Consider the following 21,306-nt stretch of genomic DNA (forward strand, 5'->3'; position numbering starts at 1 on the left):
ATCATTAATATAATTGAACAGGGTGTATAATCATGGAAAAACAATATAGAGTTTTACTTTATTATAAATATGTAAAGATTGATGAGCCTGAAGAATTCACGGCTCAGCATTTGAAGTTTTGTAAGGAGCTCGGTCTGTTAGGCCGTATTTTGATTTCTGAGGAAGGCATTAACGGTACGGTGTCCGGAACGGTTGAACAGACGGATCAATACATGAAGGCGCTGAAAGCTGATCCGCGCTTTGCCGATATGCCGATCAAAATTGATGAGGCTGACGGACACGCGTTCCGCAAAATATTTGTCCGCCATAAAAAAGAGCTTGTGACGCTTCGCCTCGAAGATGATGTTGATCCGAATGTCACAACGGGCAAGCATTTAAAACCGAAAGAATTTTATGAGAAAATGCAGGACCCTGACACGATCGTAATCGACGCCAGAAACGACTATGAGTATGACCTCGGTCATTTCCGCGGAGCAGTCAGACCTGATATTGAGGCGTTCCGTGAGCTGCCGAGCTGGATTGAAGAACACAAAGACATGCTTGAAGGCAAAAAAATCCTCACGTACTGCACAGGCGGCGTACGCTGTGAAAAATTTTCCGGATGGCTGTTGAAGCAGGGATTTGAAGATGTATCCCAGCTTGACGGCGGTATCGTCACTTACGGGAAAGACCCTGAAGTGCAAGGACAGCTGTGGGACGGACAGTGCTACGTGTTTGACGAAAGAATCAGCGTACCGGTAAACCGCGTAGAGCATGTTATTATCGGAAAAGATTATTTCACAGGCGAGCCATGCGAGCGTTATGTGAACTGTGCGAATCCGGCATGTAATAAAAAAATGATCTGCACACCTGAAAATGAATACAAATACATGCGCAGCTGCAGTCACGAATGCCGAACAAACGAACGCAACATGTATGTGAAAGAGCACGAAATGACCCAGGAAGAAATCAATGAACGCCTTGCTCTGATTGAAAAAGAAGATCATGCGGCGATTGATTAACAGAAAAGACCACCAATGAGGTGGTCTTTTTTGTGTTTACATACTTTCTGTCCGGGCGCTCTGGTCTGATGCGGCGGCGGGTCCTTTATAATTGAAGGCTTTTTCCCATTTGGATACGACGATGCAGGCGACCGCATGGCCCGGCACGTTGACACCGGTTCGCGCCATGTCCATGACGCGGTCGACACCGGCAATGATGGCGACGCCTTCCGCGGGGAGACCGACGGCATTCGCGGTCGCCAGAAGCACGACGAGTGAGCCTGACGGCACGGCGGCAATGCCTTTGCTTGTCATCACGAGCACAAGCATCATCAGAAGCTGCTGAGACAGCGGCATCTCCACATGAAAAGCCTGCGCCAGAAAAACACATGACACCGATAAATAGAGACTTGAGCCGTCACAGTTCAGCGATAAACCTGACGGAACCACAAAGGAGACGACCCGCTTCGGGCAGCCGTATTTCTCCATCCGATCCATCAGCTGAGGCAGAATGGTTTCTGTGCTTGTCGTGGAAAATGCGATCAAAAACAGATCCCAGATCATTTTCAGCACTTCAAAGTATTTGATTTTAAAGATAAGCCCCACAATCGGAAACAGAACGAAAAGGATCAAAAACAGCCCGAGAAATACAGTGCCGATCAGCTTCAGCATCGGAAGCAAAAGCGCGATTCCGTATTGTCCGACGGAGGCGGCCATAAGGGCGAGAACGCCGATCGGAGCGGTGACCATCACCATTTGCGTCAGCTTGAACATAATATTTGCCGTTGATTCAAAGAAATTCATGACAGGTGCGGATGCTTTGCCGATGCCGGCTGCGGCGACACCGAATAAGATTGCGAAAAAGATGACGGCGAGAAGATCATTTTTCGCCATAACGTCAATGATGTTAACGGGGATAATATCAAGAAGCATTTGTTTCAGGTCGACTACTTTTTCAGTATAGCCGGAAAGCTCGTGAATATCTTTTTTAGCAAGGTGAGAGAGGTTAAGGCCGACTCCGGGCTTCAGTACGTTCGCCAATAACAGGCCGAGCCCCAGAACAAGCGTCGTAATGACTTCAAACCAAATAATCGTTTTGATGCCGAGACTGCCCATCTTTTTCATACTGCCGCTGCCGGCGGCTCCGATAACAATGGTCGAAAACACGATCGGCACGACAATCATTTTAATCAGGCGGATAAATCCGTCTCCGACGGGCCGCAGCGCCATCCCGAAATCCGGGAAGAAATGGCCGATCAATGCTCCGATGGCTAAAGCGATCAAAATCTGGAATGCGATAAATTTTTTCAAGCGAATCCCCCTTTTACTTGCGCATTTCTTACGTAATTCGCGAAGCAGGCGGCAACCACCTTCCTCTCTGCCATAAATTTGTCACACATTGACTGTGTGAAAGAGAGGATTGCTTTACATTATGTAAGCGCAATCATTGAATATGACACAAAGTCCTCATTGGAAAAAATGAAGCGGCATAGGATAAAGAAAGAATTTTACTCGAAAATATTAAAAATTTTGATAATTATATGATATGATACGGACAACTGCATCCTCATATATCTGTGCATACACGATTCGGACAGAGAAAATATATGCAGATCATAAAAGACTGAAAATTTTAAGAATTATAAGAAAGGTGTGCTTTTGTTGAATCAACTGATTGAAATACGTAAGGTCACAGCAAGAAAAGAAAAACCGGATTCCGCTTCATTGGGATTTGGCAAGTACTTCACTGATTACATGTTTGTCATGGATTACGAAGAAGAAAGAGGCTGGCATGATCCGAGAATTACACCTTATGAACCGGTTCATCTTGATCCGTCCGCATCCGTTTTCCATTACGGGCAAGCCGTATTTGAGGGGCTGAAAGCATACAGGTCAGAAGAAGGACGGGTATTGATGTTCCGGCCTGACCAGAATGTTAAACGGCTGAATAAATCGTTACGGAGGATGAGCATGCCGCCTCTCGACGAGAAGCTGGCGCTGGAAGCATTGATACAATTGGTGGTGCTGGAGCAGGAATGGATTCCGAAAGAAAAAGGAACGTCATTATACATCCGTCCGTTTGTGATTGCGACTGAGCCTTCTTTAGGAGTCCGGCCTTCAAACCGTTACAAATTCATGGTTGTCCTGACGCCTGTCGGTTCGTATTACGGCGATCAGCTGAAACCGATCCGTATTTATGTAGAGGATGAGTATGTGCGTGCCGTCACCGGCGGAGTGGGCGATGTCAAAACGTCCGGAAATTATGCGGCCAGCTTACAGGCTCAGCAAAAAGCCGAAGAACTGGGGTATGATCAGGTGCTTTGGCTAGACGGGGTGGAAAAGAAATATGTGGAAGAAGTAGGCAGTATGAATATCTTTTTCATCATAAACGGAGAGGCTGTAACGCCGGCGTTAAACGGAAGCATTCTCGGAGGCATCACCCGGGCATCTGTGATAGAGCTGTTAAAAAGCTGGGGCATACCTGTCAGGGAAGAACACGTTGCCATTGATGACATTTATCAGGCCGCAATGAGAGGCGAAGTGTCAGCGGTATTCGGTACGGGAACCGCAGCCGTCATCTCGCCGGTCGGCGCGCTGCATATTCACGGAGAAACGATTGAGCTGAATAACGGTTTGATCGGTGAAGTGTCAGAAAGGCTCTATGAAACGATTACCGGCATCCAGGTCGGGAAGGTGCGGGATTCGTTCAGATGGGTGGTTGAAGTATAAATGTAAAAAGAACCCTTGCGCGGCAGGGTTCTTTTTTCGGTTATTGGGATTTAGCGGATTGAACGCGTGCGGTGCTTTTCCGGTTTCTCACATAATAAGCGATGTAACAGACGGCCATAAATGCAATTCCGCAATAAAGGGCGATGGCCTGGTTCGGATCAAAAGCAATGCCGATACAGGAGGCGAGGCACAGAAGAAAGGCCGCTATCGGCACGGCCGGGTATCCCGGCGTCCGATACTTCAACTCTGAAACCTGATGCCCTTCTTTAAGAAACCGTCTTCTGAACAAAAATTGCGATGCGGCAATGCTCATCCACACCGCCACGACCGCAAATCCTGAGACGGAGACGAGAACAAGATAGATTGTATCCGCTGCAAATACGCTTGACAGCAGCGACAGAATGCCGCCGATCATACTGAAGATCAGAGCGTTAAAAGGAATGCCTTTAGGCGTCAGCCTGGCAAAGGCAGGATGAAGCTCTCCCTCTTTAGACAGGGACCACAGCATACGTGATGACGCGTACAGCCCTGAATTGGCGGCAGACAGAAGCGCCGTTAAAATGACGAAATTCATCAGATCGGCCGCATAGGGCACGCCGACTCTGTCAAATACCGTGACGAACGGGCTTTCAATCACACCGGCTTCCTGGATGGAGATCATCCCTGACAGCACAAAAATCGTTCCGATAAAGAAAAGCGCCAGCCGCCAGACTGTGGTCTTAATGGCGCGCGGAACGGTTTTTTCCGGATCAGCGCTTTCCCCGGCAGCGATTCCGATCAATTCCGTCCCTGAAAAGGCAAAGTTTACTGAAAGCATCGTCATCAGTATCGGGAAAAAGCCATTTGGAAAAAGGCTGCCGCCAACCGTAAAGTTCGACAGCATAGGTGCGGCCTCACCGCTTTTCATCGGGACAATGCCGAACATCGCCGCTCCGCCCAATAAAATAAACAGTAAGATGGCTAAGACTTTAATGCTTGAGAACCAAAACTCCGATTCAGCAAAAAATTTCACGGAGAAGACGTTTAATAAAAAGATGAAAAGAGCGAATACCGCACTCCACATCCACACCGAAGTATGCGGGAACCAGCGCTGCATGAAGAGCCCGGCCGCCGTGAATTCAGAGCCCAGCGCCACCGCCCACGTCAGCCAGTACAGCCATGCGACCGTAAAGCCCGTCGCCGGTCCGATATAGGTTTTCGCATAGGTGTGGAATGCGCCCGTTACCGGCATGGCCACTGACAGTTCACCGAGGCAAAGCATGACGAGATAGACGATGCACGCGCCCAAAAGGTAAGCGAAAATGGTGCCCGCCGGACCCGCCTGATGAATGGTATACCCAGAGCTTAAAAACAGCCCTGTTCCGATCACACCTCCGAGTGAGAGCATAAAGAGGTGCCTGCTTTTCATACTTCTCTGAAAATTTGTCTCGTTCTTGTTGTTCATTGTTTTCCAACTTTCTGCGAGGGCCGTTCTAATAAAAAATCTCATGCCGGCGAATGGCACGAGATTCCGGCGAACCGGCTTTTTGAATAGAATATACAAACTATTCCGATTAGTCAAGTTGTTTTTAAGGTCTTGGCCCAATCGGCAATGGCCTGGATGTCCGCAGGTTTCGTCCGGCAGCAGCCTCCGATCAGGCTCACGCCTTTTTCGTACCAGCTGCTTTGCGCGCTTTTTCCGAAGTTGTTTTCGCAGGCTGCGCCTATCCAGGTTTTTGTCACCGGATCATACTGTTCGCCGGAGTTCGGATAGGCGATAATCGGTTTGGACGCTGCCCGTTTGATTTCTTCTATCAGCGTCGGAATATGTTCAATCGGTGTGCAGTTGATGCCGATCGCTGCGATTTGGCTGCAGGAGTCGAGCAGAGCCGCACATTCGGAAATAGGCGTGCCTTCGCTGATATGCCGTCCGTCTTTGGCGCTGAAGCTGATCCATGCATAAGTGCCGGGGAATTCCTCCAGCAGCTTTGTGATCGCTTTTGCTTCTGACAGGCACGGAATGGTCTCACAGGCCAAAAGATCGGCGCCGGATTCGATGAGGGCTTTCATCCGGGGGCGGTGAAAGCTGATCAGCTCATCCTCCGTCAGTCCGTAATGTCCGCGATATTCAGAGCCATCGGCAAGGCTCGCGCCGTAAGGTCCGATAGAAGCGGCGATCAAAGGTTTGGGACGGTGTATACGGTTTTCTTCATGCGCCCAAAATTCATCACGTGCTTGGACGGCGAGCTCAACTGATGTCTGAATAAGGCGGATCGCATCAGTTTCTGGGATGCCGCGTGCCGCAAATCCTTCAATCGTTGATTGATAGCTGGCGGTGATCGCGCAATCAGCGCCGGCGGCAAAATATTCTGCATGCACCTGTTTGATCAGTTCGGGTCTCTCCAAAAGAATTTTGGCCGACCACAGATCGTCATTTAAATCACAGCCCATCCGTTCAAGCTCGGTAGCCATCGCTCCGTCTATGATCATAACCGGATATTCATCTAATATTTGTGTAATGGGATTCATAGGCATTCCTCTCTGACTTTTCTGAAAATATATAAAAAGAGTAATAGACGCTTTTCTCTTTGTCAATGAACCGGCAGAAAAAAGGTGTTCAGGCCAGCTGCCCGAACACCTTTTGTTTAGGAAATGTGTTTGCCTTTCGTGTTTTTAGCGATATCTGAATACTCCCAGCATTCGATCCCGTCATCATCAGGGAGCACATCTCTGTAAAAGACGGGGTCCTTTCCGGCTTTCTTTTGCCGGACATAATCGCTCAAAGCGGCAAACGCTTTTTTCGACAGAAGGAAAATCGCGATTAAATTCACGACCACCATTAAGCCCATGAACAAGTCAGCCATATCCCACACAAGCTGGACTTTGGAAATGCATCCGAATAGAACCATTCCGAGCACACAGATGCGGTAAATGAACAGCCATTTCTTGTTCTGGCTTAAAAATCCGATATTGGTTTCTCCGTAATAATAGTTGCCCATAAGAGCGCTGAAGCCGAACAGAAGCATTAAGACGGCAAGGAAACCCGATGCCCACGCGCCGACATGGTCGCTCAAGGCAGCCTGAGAAAGCGCGATGCCGCTCAGGCCCGGCTGGTGATAAGCGTCTGAAAATAAAATGATAAGTGCCGTGCTTGTACAGATGACAAGCGTATCCGTCAGGACGCCGAATGCCTGAATGAGTCCCTGTTTCACCGGGTGGCTCGTTGTAGCCGTCGCCGCCGCGTTCGGGGCGCTTCCCATTCCCGCTTCATTTGAGAAAATCCCGCGTCTCACACCTTGCATCAATGCCGCACCTAAAGCGCCGCCCGCTGCCTGATCAATACCGAAAGCATTTTTTTTGATAATCGACAGAACGCTAGGCAATTGGGTGATGTTCGTCAGAATGACAAAGAAAGCGATGCCGATATATAAAACGGCTAAGACGACTACGACATATTCCGCCATCTTCGCAATTCGTTTGACGCCTCCGAAAATAACACAGGCGAAGACCGCTATTAAAATGAGGCCCAATGTAAGCCGGCTGGTGCCGAACGCGTTTTGAAAGGCGATGCTGATCGTATTAGACTGAACGGAATTAAAGACGATCCCGAATGACAGTGTGATTAATACGGCGAACAGCGCGCCCATCCAGCGTTTCTTCAGGCCTTTTTCCATGTAATAGGCCGGGCCGCCGCGGAAGCCGTTTTGATCTTTTACTTTATAAATTTGGGCAAGCGTGCTTTCAACAAAGCTTGAAGCCGAACCGATGACTGCGATAATCCACATCCAGAAAATAGCACCCGGACTGCCGAGTGCGATCGCAATTGCGATTCCGGTAATATTTCCGGTTCCGACACGCGCCGCCATACTGATGCAAAATGCCTGAAACGGGGAAATGCTGTTTTTTGACCGGGCGGCCGCGCCTTCTTTTAAAACCCGGATCATTTCCCTCAGCATGCGGACTTGCAGACCCTTTGATCTGAACGTAAAAAACAGTCCCAGAGAAAGAAGCAGTACGATTAAAAGTTTTGACCATAAAAAATCATTTGCTGAACCGATTACATTTTCAAGGAATTCCTGCATCCAATCACCTCTTGGTTCGTTTGATTAAAAAATACTGAGCTCCCACTCCTGTGCGATATGTTTCAGCAGCATGCCGCCCGTCAGGCTGTTGCCGTATTCATCAATGGCCGGACCGTAAATGCCGATGCCGCAGCCGTTATGAAAAGGCTGTTCTCTTCTGGCGCTTGGAGGAACCAATGCCATAATGCCGCCGGATACTCCGCTTTTTGCCGGGACACCGACGAAAGCCGCATATTTGCCTGACGCATTGTACATGCCGCACGTCAGCATCAGGGCTTTGGCGAGTTTTGCGACATCTTTCGGAATGACCTGTTCCCGGCGGATCGGATGGTAGCCGTCATGCGCAAGAATCAATCCGATTAAAGCGATGTCCTCGGTTGTACCCTCCATGGCGCACTGCTTTAAGTAGACTTCCAGCGTTTCTTCCACATCCGCCTCAAGAAAGTTCGTTTCTTTTAAATAGTAGGCGAGCGCCCTGTTCCGGTGCGCGGTCTGCCATTCAGAGCGGAAGACCTCCTCGTGAATGTGAGGCCGTTTTCCTATCAATTTTTCAAAAACGGAAAACAGGTATTCTAATTTATCATGCGCCGTTTCACCCGGAAGAAGCGAGGCGAGGTAATGGCGCCCGCATTGATCATCGGGTTGAACGGCTTGCCGGGTTTATGGATTTCAAGCCGGATGATAGAATTAAACGCGTCACCTGTCGGCTCCACGTCCACGCGATCCAGCACGTAAGAAATGCCTCTGTTCATGCAGGCCGCAATAAAGCTGATGACTTTTGAGATGCTCTGCAATGTAAACGGGACATTCCATTCACCGGCATGAATCACGGAGCCATCAGGCTCTAATATGCAAATGCCCAGCTGAGAGTCGTTGATTTCTCGAGGGCGGGTATATAATTTGCGCTTTTTCCATTAACGGAAAACGGGCGGTAATGCTCGACCCAATCTTGTAAAAGTGAAGCCAGTTCCTCTTTTTCAAGGCGCTGACCATATCTTTCATAACATTCCTCCTCTATTGCAAGCCTGTCCGCAAGCGGAAATCGGTCTTGGAAAACGTTTTCAAATATAGTGTGTTCAATTTTAATGTATAATGACATCTACAGAATCATACAAAATACGACAAAATCATTCTTAAAATAAGCCGATAGATTTATAAATCAGCCCGAGCGTCCCGCTAACCGGGTCTAAATTTGCGGACTCCTTCGGTCTTATTCAAAATAGATAGAAGAAGGAAGTGATTGTGATCAGGCTCGAATATTTACTAAAAAAAGACGGCTATCTTTTCGCCCTTATGCTGATCACCGTGCCGCTGGCGGGGGAACTGAAATTTTACCCCGTAAATGAGGTGTACCGGATCAGCTTCGGCGCGCCCGCTTTTTTCTTTTTTCTGCTGCTGCTGCGGCATGTGCCTGCGGTATTGTCAGGGCTGTTGACAGGTGCAGCCGTTGTGGCATTCCGGATCGGCCTGGCTTGCTGGGGAGGAGAGCATGCCGGCTTTACGGAGGCTTTTTTCAGCCAATACCCCAGTTTCTTTTTTTACTTTACATATGCCTGTTTGTTTTACGTGCTGAAGGTCAGACATTTTCGCGATCGGCCGCTGATGATCGGATTTCTCGGTTTTCTCATTGAAATCGCGTCTGACACCGTTGAAATGGCGGTTCAGTTTTCCGGGGGCCAGCCGATTATGATACCGGACAAGCTGGCAGATATTGCGGTTATCGCAGTTTCTCACACATTTATAGTGCTGAGTTTTTTCAACGTGATGAAGCTGCATGAAGCTCAGGTCAGGGAAAAGCAAACGAGAAAGCAGCATGAGCATATGCTGATGATCGTGTCTAACTTGTATGAAGAAACGATTCATTTGAAAAAAACGCTGAAAACGACAGAACATGTGACGAAGGAATCCTATCAGCTGTATCGGGAAATGAGCGGGAACGACCGGGAGCTCGGCAGCCGCATGCTGCGCCTTGCGGGAGAAATTCATGAAGTGAAAAAAGACAATCAGCGGATATTCGCCGGGCTGTCGAAGCTGATTTCAAATGAGAGGTTCCGGGATTACATGGATGCCGCCGCCCTGATCGGCCTCGTCATCCGAATCAATGAAAAATACGCCGAATCTTTAGGCAAGGACATTCAGTTTCAAAGCGTGATTGAAGGAGAGCATCCCGATTACCATGTCTTTACCGTCCTGTCGATCTTGAATAATCTTACCGCCAATGCCGTGGAGGCCATGGGAGACAGGGGTGAGATCCGCCTTACGCTGCGCAGGGCGGAGGATGATACGGCCGAATTTCAGGCGGAAGATGACGGTCCCGGCATTCCGGAAAAAATCGGAGAGATTGTCTATGATCCGGGGTTTACGTCCAAATACGATGAATTCGGCACCCCTTCAACGGGCATCGGGCTTTCTTACGTGAAGGAAATCGTAACTGAACTTGACGGGGACATCTCCTTTCATAACAAGCCAAAAGGCGTCATATTTACGATTCAGCTGCCGGTGAGGCATTTGATTGCAGAAAGGGGGAGTTCATAATGCGCTTTTTTATAGCTGATGATGACCGGGCGATCCGTTCTATTTTGAGACAGATTATCGAGGATGAGGATTTAGGCGAAGTCGTCGGTGAGGCGGAGGACGGGAGTCAGATTGAAGGGCATTATCTCCATTTTAAACAAGTCGACATTTTATTAATAGATCTGCTGATGCCGGGGCGGGACGGGATTGAGACGATCCGGCACCTGCAGAATTCGTACACCGGAAAAACGGTGATGATATCTCAGGTGGAGGCGAAGGAAATGGTGGGGGAAGCCTATTCTCTCGGTATTGAATATTTTATCCACAAACCGATCAACAAAATTGAGATCATCACCGTCCTCCGAAAAGTGAAAGACCTTATAGAATTGGAAACGTCCATCGGCGACATCCAAAATTCGTTAAGACGGCTTGTTCAGCGCAATGAACCGCAGCAAAGCCGCCTTTCTGAAGCCCATGAAAAATCCGTTAAAGAGACGGGAAAATTTCTGTTATCAGAATTAGGGATTGTGGGAGAAAGCGGCGCGCACGATCTGATGGCCGTGCTGCATTTTTTATTTGAGGATGAGCAAGCGCAAAAAAGCGTTCCGTCGCTGAAGCGGGTGTTTACAAATGTCGCATTGCGGAAACTGGGGCCTGCGGCGTCGGAAGCAGACGTCAGCAGGGAGACCAAAGCCTCCGAACAGCGGATCAGAAGAGCAATCATTCATTCGTTAAACCACTTCGCTTCTCTGGGCACAACGGATTTTTCAAATCCCAAATTTGAATACTACGCCTCGAAATTCTTCGATTTCCCTGCCGTCAGCAAGAGAATGAAAGAAATGCAGGCCAAAGAAACCATTCCGCTTTCTCCGGTTAAAGTGAATATGAAAAAATTCATTCACGTCTTCTTTTTGGAGGCGAAAGATTTACGCGAAGGATCGAAATTTGTCAGCGGGGGAAGCCGGTAACCTGAACAATAGAGTTTACTTATATAAGGTCTTTGTGTAAAATAATGTTAACTCAAAAAGAACGGAGGGGTCCTGATGGCAAATCATATTCCGGTTTACGCACTAATGAAATAGTGTCAATGTCTCTGCCTTGAGCGCGGAGAAAACCGGGATTGTCTGCCTGAATAAAGGACCCTGACAGTTATAGTGAGGGGGCGGCGATTATGCCGCCCTCTTTTTGGCGTCTTCACATATCTCATTTTTCTCCGCCTCAGGCGAAGCTCTGTGTCAGTAAATAAGGGAAATGGGGAAACAAAATGACAAAACAAAGGGATATAGAATCCGTTCTGAACATCGCAAAGGAAAATGGCTTACAGTTAAAATATGAAGGGGCGGACATAAATGAAACGGGTATGGACTTCCAAGTCGTATTTGCTGAAGATGACAGCGGCGTAACATGGGTGCTCCGAAAACCGCGCCGCCCCGATGTTATTGAAAGAGCGGCTGCGGAAAGTAACGTTCTCGCGTTTCTCCGCAGCTATGCCGCGGTATCAGTGCCCGATTGGCGGATTCATACACCGGAACTGATCGCTTATCCGAAACTGGACGGCATACCCGCCGCCGCGATTGATCTGGATAAGAAACAGCACGTCTGGAATATGGAACACGAGCCGCCTTCAGACGGTTTTGTCGGCTCGCTTGCAGCAGCATTAGCCGAGCTGCACGGGGCAGATCCGGCCGCTGCCTCCAGAGCCGGCATTGAAATCATAAAACCGGATGATGTCAGGCAAAGGACAGCGGAATCGATGGATCATATAAAAAAAGAAATCGGAGTTTCAGAGCCGCTTTGGCAAAGATGGCAAACATGGATAAATGACAGCTCGTATTGGCCTGATTTTTCCGCGCTGATCCATGGCGACTTGCACCCTCCGCATATATTAATCGGCCAAAATCAGCGTGTGACGGGTCTTCTCGATTGGACGGAGGCGAAGGTTGCTGATCAGGCCAAGGATTTTGTCCTTTATCAAGTAATATTAGGAGAAAAAGAAACGAAACGCCTGATTAAGAGCTACCAAGCTGAAGGCGGGCGTGTCTGGCCGAAAATGCAGGAGCATGTGACAGAATGGCAGGCTGCTTATCCTGTGGAGACGGCGAAGTTCGCGCTTCAGACGGGTCAGGAAGAACATATGCAAATGGCGCGGGAAATGCTCGGCCTGTCTGATTCGAAAGGTTATTGACTTCCGCCGGATGACAGCGTATGATACTTTTTAAAACAAAAGAACGGATGAACAATGCTGAGGAAGAGCAAGTACGCATCTGCGTGCGGGGTTCAGAGAGTCGGTGGCCGCTGTGAACCGATCCCCGTCCGATGCCGAATGGGCTTCTGAGTTGCTGCGCTTAAATGAAAGTAGGCGGTGCCGGGATTCTTTCCCCGTTATCAAGAAAGGAGTATTGAAACCGTGTTGTTTCTGTACTTTTTGAGAGAATGGCTTTTCAGCCGTTAATAAAGGTGGCACCGCGAAAACCTCGTCCTTTGATGGATGGGGTTTTTTTGTATCGTTAAGGAGGTGATGGCCATGGAAAGTGACTGGAGACGGACCGAAAATCAAAAAAGGAGGGATATTCATGGTGATCGCAACCGACGATCTTGAACTCACTTGTCCGCATTGTGAAGGAACCGGCGCGGAGAAAGAAGGAGCGCCCTGCCCGAAGTGCGGAGCGAAGGGCGTCATTTTGACGGCTCAGGGAAACACGCTGCTGCATTTTATCAAAAAGCATATTGATCAGTGAAATCAAAGAAAAAAGGCCGTTATCCGGCCTTCAGGCTGTCGAGAAAATCTCGACAGCCTTTATTTCTCCTTAAAATATCAGACGGTGTCTTTCTCACGTTCCACACAAGAAACGCTTCTCAAAACACAGCCGAATTCGTTCTGCTTGACCAACTCGCCGAAGAGGATCACCTGCTTCGAAATATATAGACTTCTCTCATCGTTGAAAAGGCCAAACCTTACTACAGCGAAAATAAAGGCCGCCCCTCACTTGATCCGCTGATCTTATTCAAAATGATGTTGAAGATTGCCGCATACCTGCCAAGCAAGGCCAGGCATGTGGGAGTGCTTTTTCTGCGCCTGAAAAAGAAACAGGACAAAACAAAAAAGCTTGTAGAAAAACATCATTTTCTATACAAGCTGCTTTTTCATTCTTCAAAATAAGGATTCACATGAATGAGCACTTCTTCAACATCTGAAAAGTGTCTTTTGATTTCATTTCGGATTTCGCGGGCAATATCGTGTCCCTGCTTAATCGTCAAATCATGATCCAAAGATAACCGGACATCAAGCAATTTATAGTGGCCGTGTTCTCTCGCTCGGATTTTATCGAGCCGTTTGACTTGAGGACAATGCAAAATAACCGCTTTATATTCCTCTATCAGTTCGGGATCAACACTTTTTTCCATGAGAACGTCAACAGACGGCCTGATTAATTCCATTGAAATCTTAAAAATGAGGTACGCCACGATAACACTGGCAATTGCATCGGCGTACAACAGATAGGACCATCCGCGGGTGTTCCCGATAATCGCCAATAGGACGCCGATAAAAGCGGCAAGAGAGGCAACGATATCGCCTTTATGATCGTATGCAATCGCTATAACCGCTTTACTGTTCCATTTTTCCCCTTGTTTGATCGAATAACGATATAAGATCTGCTTAGCCACGTAGGATATCAGAGCCGCAAACAATGCGCTGTATTGCGGGATGCTTGGACCTTCAACAAAGGACGAAATCGCTTCTATTAGAATATACACGGAAACGAGCACTAATATGATTCCTACAATCGCTTCGCTGATGACCTCAGCTTTGCCATGCCCGAAAGGATGGTCTTGATCGGGCGGCTTATTAGAAATGCCGATGACGGCCAGGACAGCAATCGAAGCCACGACATCCGCTGCAGAATGTATACCGTCGGCAAAAACTGCTTCACTATCGCCTATCAGTCCAAAAAAGATCTTTCCTGCCATTAAGATCAGATTGGCTATCAATGCAATCAAAGCAACTTTTTTGCTTATTTGTTCTCTTTCACTTGCCATTTTTTCCTCCTATAAAACTGCACAAAAAAATAGGGGCGCTTTTGATGCGCTCTCCGTATCCTTTCTTGTGTAATCACTTTGCTTATCATACCAATTCAGTTTCGAGTGGGTCTATAGCAAGGTTGTTTCCTGTTTACTAATAAATAAGGTGACAGAAAAAAAGTTGGAGCAGGGCTAAACCATACACAGACAAAATTACGCTGAATTTAAAAATGAACTGTTGACATTTGAGTATTTATCTTATATTATTATCTCGAATTCAAGATATTTTAATTCAATATAACTTAATTAGAGTGCAGGATAAGAACCTGCCGGTCGTTTGAATCACGAAAAGATCAGTGAAGAGAACGTTTCGTTTTTTTGATCATATGTTATTTGATTTTTTATATCATAATATCTCGAATTCGAGATAAAGGGGGTACGAGGGAAATGGCTGAATTTGTACAGCTAGTGAATGAAAGAAGATCTGCAAGCAACTTTCTTCCAGATCATCCAATCACAAGAGATTGTTTGAATTGGTTGCGTTGGCTCCATCAGCTTTTAATTTGCAGCATACAAAATATGTGACGGTTCTTGACCCGGATGTGAAAGAAAAGCTGAAGCAGGCCGCAAACGGACAATATAAAGTGTTTAGCTCATCAGCGGTGCTTTTAGTTTTAGGGGATAAGCAGGCATATCAGAAAGCGGCTGACATCTATGAAGGATTGAAGATGCTGGGGATATTAAATAAACAAGAGTATGATCACATGGTTCAAGACACCGTTTCGTTTTATGAAAACAGGGGAGAGCCATTTAAGAGAGATGAGGCGATAAGAAATGCTTCACTTTCTGCGATGATGTTTATGCTGAGTGCTAAGGAAAAAGGCTGGGACACCTGTCCGATGATAGGGTTTGATACTGAAGCCGTGAAACAGATTTTGAATATAGATGATCAATTTGAGATTGTCATGATGATTACAATCGGGAAAGAAAAAACAGAAAGCAGAAGGCCGCGCGGCTACCGAAAGCCTGTGAATGAGTTTGTGGAGTATATTTAAATACTTGTAAGGGAGCGGATAAAAATGGCTAAAAAAACGATGGGAATACATCATATTACAGCAATTGTCGGTCACCCTCAAGAGAATGCTGATTTCTACGCTGGAGTGCTGGGGCTGCGATTGGTCAAGCAAACGGTCAATTTTGATGATCCGGGTACGTATCACCTTTATTTTGGGGATGAAGGCGGGAAGCCGGGAACAATCATCACATTCTTTCCGTGGGTGGACGCCCGTCAAGGCATCATTGGAGACGGACAGGTTGGCGTGACATCTTACGTCGTGCCAAGAGGTGCTATGTCATTTTGGGAAAAGAGACTTGAAAAGTTCAACGTGCCATACACAAAAATCGAGCGTTTTGGAGAACAATATATAGAATTTGATGACCCGCATGGCCTGCATTTAGAAATCGCGGAAAGAGAAGCAGGGGGGACCAATACGTGGACTTTCGGAGATGTAACCCCGGATGTTGCCATTAAAGGCTTTGGCGGTGCAACCCTGTTATCAGCACAGCCTGAAAAAACAGGTGAATTGCTAGAAAACATCATGGGGCTTGAGCGAGTCGGCAAAGAAGGAGACTTCGTACGTTATCGTTCTGCCGGTGATATCGGAAATGTGATTGATCTTAAAATAACGCCTATCGGCCGCGGACAAATGGGTGTCGGCACGGTCCATCACATCGCTTGGCGGGCTCAGGATGACGAAGATCAATTAGAATGGCAAAGATTCATTGCTGCGCACGGATATGGTGTGACTCCTGTTCAGGATAGAAACTATTTTAATGCGGTTTACTTCAGAGAACATGGGGAAATCTTATTTGAGATCGCAACTGATCCGCCGGGCTTTGCCCATGATGAGTCACAAGAAACAATGGGCGGAAAATTGATGCTCTCTGAGCAGTATGAACCGCATCGGGCTCATATTGAACAAGGGCTGCTGCCGTTTGAAGTGAGAGAATTAGATTGATTTATAGATGAACATGAAGCATGAAGAAAAATAAAAGACATACATTTAACAGATGTTTGCTGGAAGTGACCGTTGGTAAACAAGCTGCCTTGCAGCACATCATATAATATGAAAAATAAGGGGAGATAAAAATGGAAGATGCAGGATTGTTGCTTATTCGAATCATGATTGGTGTGGTGTTTCTGTTTTATGGATCACAAAAATTATTTGGCTGGTTTGGCGGATACGGGATTAAAGGAACCGGACAATGGTTCGAGTCAATTGGAGTTAAACCAGGCAACGCCGCGGCCGCTTTATCAGGTCTCGGGGAACTCGCAAGCGGAATTTTATTTATTTTAGGTGTATTCCTCCCGCTTGGAGCTGCTATCATAACGATCATTATGTTAGGTGCCATTGTAAAAGTTCATGGAGCGAAAGGGTTTGCGAACGGTGCAGGCGGTTTTGAATATAACTTGGTGCTGATTGTAGTCTCCATCGGAGTTGCACTCATCGGTTCAGGGGCGTACGCTGTGCATTTTTAATATAAGTATCTAAGAACAGTTACCGAAAAGCGGTAACTGTTCTTTCGTTTTGGAATTTTAAGCATCATTTGCGGGTGCTCTGCAAAGCAAAAAAACGGATATGATCAATATAAATGTGTATAGTGAATGTACGAGTATTGATGAGTTTGGTCATGAAAGACGAGCCGATTTGAAGGAGGGTTTTGATGAAAGAGCTGACAGACTTACATTCATTAGATTCTATCGAGAATTTTATTAAACAGCATCAATTCAGTTTTATCTACATTTCAAGGCCCGCCTGTACAGTATGTCACGCTGTTCTGCCGCAGCTCAGAAAAGTATTGGATCAGTTTCTAAAAATCAAATTGGGGCATATCAATGCTGACGAGGTAGAAGAGGTTGCCGGCAGATTTTCAGTCTTCACTGTCCCCGTGCTTCTTTTGTTCATTGATGGGACTGAGTTTCTGAGAGAAGCCCGCTTCGTTCATTTTGAACAGCTCGAAGAAAGGCTGAAAAGGGTTTATCAGTTATATCAAGATGTATAAAGCGTTTATACTTTACAAATAAAAAGCCCCCTTTAAGGGGATCAGGCTGTCGAGAAAATCTCGACAGCCTTTATTTTTTCCTTAAAATATCCATTCCCCTGTCATAAAATAAAAGAAAGAATTTGTTCTGCTTGACCAACTTGTCGAAGAGGATCACCTGCTTTGAAAAATTGATAAATACATAGACGTTACCGCCCTACCCGAGGGTTGTTTCCAAAATTGAAATTTCATTATGACAGTGAACAAGACAGATCCATTTGTCTAAATCACCAAACGCTTACATACGCAGCAACTGACCGAAAAGGATATCGATCATATAAATCAAATCCTGAAATCTGTTCCGCATGCCCATTCTCGAACAATGCACAAGATCAAAGAACCACCAAAAGGTCATCACCCGACATGTATGGGAGGATGATAAAGAAAAGGTCAGACAAAATCGTTTGTCTGTTTCAGGAAAAAACCTCTGCAAAAAAAGAAAAAATCGAGCGAAGCTTTGCAGATTCAAAACAGATGCTTCGCTATTGCTGGTTGGGAAAACAAAATGTGAGGGAACAAGTTCTCCTCACAGCCGCATGCCAGAACATGAAGAAGATTGCCGCATACCTAGCCAAGGCATGTGGGAGTGCTTTTTCTGCACCTGAAATCAAATGAATATGGAAAGAAACAGTACAAAACAAAAAAGCTTGTAGAAAAAACATCATTTTCTCTACAAGCTGAAGGCCGTTATCCGGCCTTTTTTGCGTTATTCAGATCGGGGCTCTAAAAAACGGGACCCGCCCAAGTCTTTTCTCATCAGATAGATATGGAAAAAGTATTCTCCGACAGCAATGATGATGGCGGAAATAAGAGCGGCAAACGCCAGTCTTCCTCCTGAAATGCCCATGGACAGCGGCATTCCCATCAGCCATACAACAAGAAACGCGATTCCGAAATCAGCGGACGCCGCCGTAATGTTATTCCATCTTGGCAGCACGTAAAGATCGCCCGTAAAGTAGGAAACGGCTCCCAACACAATGGTCATCAGCAGCACGTCGCCGAATGTAAAGCGGAAACCTAAGCCCAGTATCAGATACAGAATAATGATGGTCATAATGCCTTTAATGGCAAGCGCTTTAATGTGCTCCATGCGAATTCCTCCTTATGGAAATCATGTTAGTATGTTTCCTCATCATGTGAAATATAAACCTTTTTTTCGTGAACATTTGTTTTCTGGCTTTTGTCTGTCATCACTAGGCCGCGGCTGAATATGATGAAAGGAGTAAAAACGGGAGGTGTCATGATGGCAGTCGTAAAAGCGTCGAGCGCCGATGTCGATCTAATGGCAAGGCTGCTCAGGGCGGAAGCGGAAGGCGAAGGAAAGCAGGGAATGCTGCTGGTCGGCAATGTGGGAATCAATCGGGTGCGGGCGAATTGTTCTGATTTTAAAGGCCTGCGCACCATTAGGCAGATGGTATTTCAGCCGCACGCGTTTGAAGCGGTGACTCACGGATACTTTTACCAGAGGCCGCGCGAATCCGAGCGGAGGCTTGCCCGCCGGACGATTAATGGTGAACGGTTTTGGCCGGCTAAATTCAGTCTGTGGTATTTTAAGCCGCCGGGAGACTGCCCGCCGACTTGGTATAATCAGCCGTTTGTCGGCAGATTCAAGTCCCACTGCTTCTATCAGCCGACAGGCGAAACATGCGAAAACGTGTACAATACATTTTAATCCCGGATGCACCGTTCTTGGAATGAACGGTGTTTTTTTAATTTCTTGGGAAGAAAAATAGGAACAAAGTGCGCTTGACGGATGAAAAGCCAAAAAGAAACAGAGGGGGATTTCTCCCGGCTGGGCAAAGGTTTGTCGAAACAATGTGAAAAATGTCTCCCGCCGTTCATTTTCCGGCCTTACAAATCCTTCACACTCTTCATAGCGGTTTAACATTTCTTTTTTATAATGAGGGCGATCAATGAGAAGAAAGGGGAACTGACATGACACATGACGGCCGTTTAGATGAATGGATCAAGGAATTGGAGAACAAAAGCTTTCAGAACAATACGTTTGACCGCCGCGCATTTATACAGGGCGCGGGGAAAATCGCCGGCCTTTCCCTCGGGTTAGCGATCGCGCAATCCATCGGCGCGTTTGAAGTGAATGCCGCTCCGAAATTTTCTAACTATCCGTTCACCCTCGGCGTAGCTTCCGGCGACCCGCTGTCTGACAGCGTCATTCTCTGGACGCGTCTTGCCCCGGACCCGCTGAATGGGGGCGGCATGCCGAAGCAGGCTGTGCCGGTAAATTGGGAAATCGCCACTGATGAACATTTCCGCCATATCGTCAAACGCGGAACGGAGATGGCCAAGCCGAATCTCGGACACTCCGTCCATGTCGAAGCGGACGGGCTCAAGCCCAATAAAGTGTACTATTACCGGTTTAAAAGCGGGCATGAGCTCAGCCCCGTCGGCCGGACGAAAACGCTACCCGCCCCCGGTGCTGACGTGTCCGCCATGACGTTTGCGTTTGCCTCATGCCAGCAGTATGAACACGGCTATTATACGGCGTATAAGCATATGGCGAAGGAAAAGCTTGATCTTGTCTTCCATCTCGGAGATTACATTTATGAATACGGACCGAATGAATATGTGTCAAAAACGGGGAATGTCAGGACGCACAGCAGCGCCGAAGTGTATACACTGGCAGATTACCGCAACCGTCACGCCCAATACCGCTCTGATGCCAATCTGAAAGCCGCCCACGCCGCATTTCCGTGGGTCGTGACATGGGACGATCATGAGGTGGAAAACAATTATGCCAATGTCATCCCTGAAAAAGGCCAATCGGTTGAAGCGTTTGTGCTCAGACGGGCCGCAGCTTATCAGGCTTATTATGAACACATGCCGCTCAGGCGCATGTCACTGCCGAACGGTCCTGATATGCGGCTGTACAGGCAATTCTCATATGGCAATTTAGCCTCGTTTAATGTGCTTGATACAAGACAGTACAGAGATGACCAGGCCAACGGAGACGGGAATAAGCCCCCTTCTGATGAGTGGAGAGACCCGAAACGCACATTGATGGGGACAGAGCAGGAGCAATGGCTGTTCGAAAATTTAGCCGCCTCAAAAGCGAAGTGGAATGTGCTGGCGCAGCAAATCTTTTTCGCGCAATGGAATTTCGGAACAACCGCCAATCCGATATTCAGCATGGATTCATGGGACGGCTACCCGGCTCAGCGGGAGCGGGTCATCAATTTTATAAAAAGCAAAAATCTGAACAATGTCATCGTGCTGACGGGTGATGTTCATGCAAGCTGGGCGTCAAACCTGCATACCGATTTTAATCAAACGAATTCAAAGATTTTCGGAGCCGAATTCGTCGGGACTTCCATTACATCTGGAGGAAACGGGGCGGATAAACGGGCCGATACGGATCAGATCTTAAAACAAAACCTGCACATCAAGTTTTTTAACGATTATCGCGGCTATGTCCGCTGTACGGTGACGCCCGCCCAATGGAGAGCGGATTACAGAGTGGTGCCGTATGTGACGGAGCCGGGGGCTGAGGTATCCACACGGGCTTCCTTCATTTATCAGAAAGACCAGACGGGGATTCGGAAGGTCTCTCAAAACGCGGTTGCGGGAGGCTTAAAGCAGTCAAACGAAGTGGAAGAGGATCGATTCTTCGCCCATAACAATGCGCACGAAAAGCAAATGAGAAAGAAACGGGCCAAAATCTCACAATAAGGGGGCACACTCATGTTTTCAAATATCGGCATTCCCGGGTTAATCCTGATCTTCGTCATCGCTCTCATCATTTTCGGACCTTCAAAGCTTCCGGAAATTGGCCGTGCAGCCGGCCGGACGCTGCTTGAATTTAAAAGCGCCGCAAAAACACTGGTCTCAAATGAAGAGCCGGACAAGCAGACGGCTGAGAAAGATAAAACGGCAGGCTGAAT

Annotated in this window: 19 protein-coding genes, 3 pseudogenes and 1 other annotated feature; of the genes and pseudogenes, 15 read left to right on the forward strand and 7 right to left on the reverse strand. The window is 47.3% G+C overall.

Annotated features, from left to right (window positions below):
- The first annotated feature begins 32 nt into the window (after positions 1–32).
- Positions 33–1,001 carry an oxygen-dependent tRNA uridine(34) hydroxylase TrhO gene (gene trhO / locus BAMF_RS21550; protein ID WP_013350889.1) on the forward strand — a complete coding sequence of 323 codons (969 nt, stop codon included), beginning with the start codon at positions 33–35 and terminating at the stop codon, positions 999–1,001.
- Between the two features lie 36 nt (positions 1,002–1,037).
- Here trhO and gltP read toward each other — a convergent pair whose 3' ends face one another.
- Entirely contained in the window at positions 1,038–2,291 is a 1,254-nt protein-coding gene (gene gltP / locus BAMF_RS21555; protein WP_013350890.1) for a glutamate-aspartate/proton symporter GltP, read from the reverse strand.
- 351 nt (positions 2,292–2,642) lie between these two features.
- Between gltP and BAMF_RS21560 the strand changes: the two genes are divergently transcribed.
- On the forward strand, positions 2,643–3,710 hold the full coding sequence (locus tag BAMF_RS21560) for a branched-chain amino acid aminotransferase (protein WP_041481589.1): 1,068 nt from the start codon (positions 2,643–2,645) through the stop codon (positions 3,708–3,710).
- A 40-nt stretch (positions 3,711–3,750) separates the two neighbouring features.
- Here BAMF_RS21560 and BAMF_RS21565 read toward each other — a convergent pair whose 3' ends face one another.
- From BAMF_RS21565 to BAMF_RS21580, 4 genes and pseudogenes are all read right to left on the reverse strand, one after another.
- Positions 3,751–5,154: an amino acid permease gene (locus tag BAMF_RS21565; RefSeq protein WP_162145046.1), complete on the reverse strand. Its 1,404-nt coding sequence runs from the start codon at positions 5,152–5,154 to the stop codon at positions 3,751–3,753.
- Between the two features lie 113 nt (positions 5,155–5,267).
- On the reverse strand, positions 5,268–6,218 hold the full coding sequence (gene mmuM / locus BAMF_RS21570; RefSeq protein WP_013350893.1) for a homocysteine S-methyltransferase: 951 nt from the start codon (positions 6,216–6,218) through the stop codon (positions 5,268–5,270).
- Between the two features lie 116 nt (positions 6,219–6,334).
- A complete protein-coding gene (locus BAMF_RS21575; protein WP_013350894.1) occupies positions 6,335–7,771 on the reverse strand; it encodes an alanine/glycine:cation symporter family protein in 1,437 nt (478 codons plus the stop codon).
- Positions 7,772–7,795: 24 nt separating this feature from the next.
- Positions 7,796–8,738, reverse strand: a pseudogene (locus BAMF_RS21580) (glutaminase).
- 275 nt (positions 8,739–9,013) lie between these two features.
- Here BAMF_RS21580 and BAMF_RS21585 point away from each other — a divergent pair.
- The 5 genes and pseudogenes from BAMF_RS21585 to BAMF_RS41700 form a co-directional block, all read left to right on the forward strand.
- Entirely contained in the window at positions 9,014–10,306 is a 1,293-nt protein-coding gene (locus tag BAMF_RS21585) for an ATP-binding protein (protein WP_013350896.1), read from the forward strand.
- Positions 10,306–11,253 carry a DNA-binding domain-containing protein gene (locus tag BAMF_RS21590; protein WP_013350897.1) on the forward strand — a complete coding sequence of 316 codons (948 nt, stop codon included), beginning with the start codon at positions 10,306–10,308 and terminating at the stop codon, positions 11,251–11,253. The genes BAMF_RS21585 and BAMF_RS21590 overlap by 1 nt, the downstream gene beginning before the upstream one ends.
- Before the next feature lie 296 nt (positions 11,254–11,549).
- Entirely contained in the window at positions 11,550–12,470 is a 921-nt protein-coding gene (locus BAMF_RS21595) for a macrolide 2'-phosphotransferase (RefSeq protein WP_013350898.1), read from the forward strand.
- A 48-nt stretch (positions 12,471–12,518) separates the two neighbouring features.
- Positions 12,519–12,770, forward strand: a binding site (T-box leader).
- Positions 12,771–12,858: 88 nt separating this feature from the next.
- Positions 12,859–13,023 (forward strand): tryptophan RNA-binding attenuator protein inhibitory protein, encoded by a 165-nt coding sequence (locus tag BAMF_RS21600; protein WP_013350899.1) that lies wholly within the window; start codon positions 12,859–12,861, stop codon positions 13,021–13,023.
- A 140-nt stretch (positions 13,024–13,163) separates the two neighbouring features.
- Positions 13,164–13,301: pseudogene (locus tag BAMF_RS41700) on the forward strand (IS5/IS1182 family transposase); the annotation flags it as partial.
- Positions 13,302–13,429: 128 nt separating this feature from the next.
- Here the strand turns inward: BAMF_RS41700 and BAMF_RS21610 are convergent.
- Positions 13,430–14,323 (reverse strand): cation diffusion facilitator family transporter, encoded by an 894-nt coding sequence (locus BAMF_RS21610; protein WP_013350900.1) that lies wholly within the window; start codon positions 14,321–14,323, stop codon positions 13,430–13,432.
- Between the two features lie 429 nt (positions 14,324–14,752).
- On the opposite strand from BAMF_RS21610, the pseudogene BAMF_RS21615 reads away from it, so the two are divergent.
- The 5 genes and pseudogenes from BAMF_RS21615 to BAMF_RS40510 all read left to right on the forward strand — a co-directional run bounded on the left by BAMF_RS21615 (position 14,753) and on the right by BAMF_RS40510 (position 18,022).
- Positions 14,753–15,360, forward strand: a pseudogene (locus BAMF_RS21615) (nitroreductase family protein).
- Positions 15,361–15,384: 24 nt separating this feature from the next.
- Positions 15,385–16,323: a ring-cleaving dioxygenase gene (locus BAMF_RS21620; protein WP_013350902.1), complete on the forward strand. Its 939-nt coding sequence runs from the start codon at positions 15,385–15,387 to the stop codon at positions 16,321–16,323.
- Positions 16,324–16,454: 131 nt separating this feature from the next.
- Entirely contained in the window at positions 16,455–16,844 is a 390-nt protein-coding gene (locus BAMF_RS21625) for a DoxX family protein (protein WP_013350903.1), read from the forward strand.
- 185 nt (positions 16,845–17,029) lie between these two features.
- On the forward strand, positions 17,030–17,368 hold the full coding sequence (locus BAMF_RS21630; protein WP_013350904.1) for a thioredoxin family protein: 339 nt from the start codon (positions 17,030–17,032) through the stop codon (positions 17,366–17,368).
- A 219-nt stretch (positions 17,369–17,587) separates the two neighbouring features.
- Positions 17,588–18,022: a transposase gene (locus BAMF_RS40510; protein ID WP_076983823.1), complete on the forward strand. Its 435-nt coding sequence runs from the start codon at positions 17,588–17,590 to the stop codon at positions 18,020–18,022.
- Between the two features lie 91 nt (positions 18,023–18,113).
- Here the strand turns inward: BAMF_RS40510 and BAMF_RS21640 are convergent, their stop codons facing one another.
- Complete coding sequence (locus BAMF_RS21640; protein ID WP_013350905.1) at positions 18,114–18,497, reverse strand: DUF2512 family protein; 384 nt, start codon at positions 18,495–18,497, stop codon at positions 18,114–18,116.
- 153 nt (positions 18,498–18,650) lie between these two features.
- On the opposite strand from BAMF_RS21640, the gene BAMF_RS21645 reads away from it, so the two are divergent.
- The 3 genes from BAMF_RS21645 (at position 18,651) to BAMF_RS21655 (ending at position 21,304) form a co-directional block, all read left to right on the forward strand.
- Positions 18,651–19,079 carry a cell wall hydrolase gene (locus tag BAMF_RS21645; RefSeq protein WP_013350906.1) on the forward strand — a complete coding sequence of 143 codons (429 nt, stop codon included), beginning with the start codon at positions 18,651–18,653 and terminating at the stop codon, positions 19,077–19,079.
- 263 nt (positions 19,080–19,342) lie between these two features.
- Complete coding sequence (locus BAMF_RS21650; protein WP_013350907.1) at positions 19,343–21,094, forward strand: alkaline phosphatase D family protein; 1,752 nt, start codon at positions 19,343–19,345, stop codon at positions 21,092–21,094.
- Between the two features lie 12 nt (positions 21,095–21,106).
- On the forward strand, positions 21,107–21,304 hold the full coding sequence (locus tag BAMF_RS21655) for a twin-arginine translocase TatA/TatE family subunit (protein WP_003156681.1): 198 nt from the start codon (positions 21,107–21,109) through the stop codon (positions 21,302–21,304).
- The last annotated feature ends 2 nt before the right edge of the window (positions 21,305–21,306 follow it).

The sequence above is a fragment of the Bacillus amyloliquefaciens DSM 7 = ATCC 23350 genome (assembly GCF_000196735.1).
In the GTDB taxonomy this organism is placed as follows: Bacteria; Bacillota; Bacilli; order Bacillales; family Bacillaceae; genus Bacillus; species Bacillus amyloliquefaciens.

What these genes read in the sequence shown, in the direction of transcription:
- trhO (WP_013350889.1), top strand. Translation starts at nt 33, where the DNA reads ATGGAAAAACAATATAGAGTTTTACTTTATTATAAATATGTAAAGATT.
- BAMF_RS21565 (WP_162145046.1), bottom strand. Translation starts at nt 5,154, where the DNA reads ATGAACAACAAGAACGAGACAAATTTTCAGAGAAGTATGAAAAGCAGG.
- mmuM (WP_013350893.1), bottom strand. Translation starts at nt 6,218, where the DNA reads ATGAATCCCATTACACAAATATTAGATGAATATCCGGTTATGATCATA.
- BAMF_RS21575 (WP_013350894.1), bottom strand. Translation starts at nt 7,771, where the DNA reads ATGCAGGAATTCCTTGAAAATGTAATCGGTTCAGCAAATGATTTTTTA.
- BAMF_RS21590 (WP_013350897.1), top strand. Translation starts at nt 10,306, where the DNA reads ATGCGCTTTTTTATAGCTGATGATGACCGGGCGATCCGTTCTATTTTG.
- BAMF_RS21595 (WP_013350898.1), top strand. Translation starts at nt 11,550, where the DNA reads ATGACAAAACAAAGGGATATAGAATCCGTTCTGAACATCGCAAAGGAA.
- BAMF_RS21600 (WP_013350899.1), top strand. Translation starts at nt 12,859, where the DNA reads ATGGTGATCGCAACCGACGATCTTGAACTCACTTGTCCGCATTGTGAA.
- BAMF_RS21610 (WP_013350900.1), bottom strand. Translation starts at nt 14,323, where the DNA reads ATGGCAAGTGAAAGAGAACAAATAAGCAAAAAAGTTGCTTTGATTGCA.
- BAMF_RS21620 (WP_013350902.1), top strand. Translation starts at nt 15,385, where the DNA reads ATGGCTAAAAAAACGATGGGAATACATCATATTACAGCAATTGTCGGT.
- BAMF_RS21625 (WP_013350903.1), top strand. Translation starts at nt 16,455, where the DNA reads ATGGAAGATGCAGGATTGTTGCTTATTCGAATCATGATTGGTGTGGTG.
- BAMF_RS21630 (WP_013350904.1), top strand. Translation starts at nt 17,030, where the DNA reads ATGAAAGAGCTGACAGACTTACATTCATTAGATTCTATCGAGAATTTT.
- BAMF_RS21640 (WP_013350905.1), bottom strand. Translation starts at nt 18,497, where the DNA reads ATGGAGCACATTAAAGCGCTTGCCATTAAAGGCATTATGACCATCATT.
- BAMF_RS21645 (WP_013350906.1), top strand. Translation starts at nt 18,651, where the DNA reads ATGGCAGTCGTAAAAGCGTCGAGCGCCGATGTCGATCTAATGGCAAGG.
- BAMF_RS21650 (WP_013350907.1), top strand. Translation starts at nt 19,343, where the DNA reads ATGACACATGACGGCCGTTTAGATGAATGGATCAAGGAATTGGAGAAC.
- BAMF_RS21655 (WP_003156681.1), top strand. Translation starts at nt 21,107, where the DNA reads ATGTTTTCAAATATCGGCATTCCCGGGTTAATCCTGATCTTCGTCATC.